Annotated in this window: 1 protein-coding gene; it reads left to right on the forward strand. The window is 70.3% G+C overall.

Going from position 1 to position 316, the window contains the following annotated elements; all coding sequences use genetic code 11:
- A partial coding sequence (locus RB628_RS41820) for a hypothetical protein (protein WP_318325820.1) occupies positions 1-316 on the forward strand: 316 nt, incomplete at both ends.

The raw sequence follows: 316 nt of genomic DNA on the forward strand, positions 1-316 counted from the left end.
CGCCTTGGGTGCCCTGCGGGCCGGTGTCACCTTGTGTGCCGGTGTCGCCCTGGAAGCCCTGCGTGCCGGTGTCGCCCTGCGTGCCCTGCGCACCGGTATCACCCTGGAAGCCTTGGGTGCCGGTGTCGCCCTGGGTGCCCTGTGCACCGGTATCACCCTGAGCGCCGGTGTCGCCCTGGAAGCCCTGGAATCCCTGCGTGCCGGTGTCGCCTTGGGTGCCTTGAGCGCCGGTGTCGCCCTGGAATCCTTGTGTGCCGGTGTCGCCTTGGGTGCCCTGCGGGCCGGTGTCACCTTGTGTGCCGGTGTCGCCCTGGAA

This window comes from Streptomyces sp. ADMS, from assembly GCF_033441795.1.
Classification (GTDB): domain Bacteria; phylum Actinomycetota; class Actinomycetes; order Streptomycetales; family Streptomycetaceae; genus Streptomyces.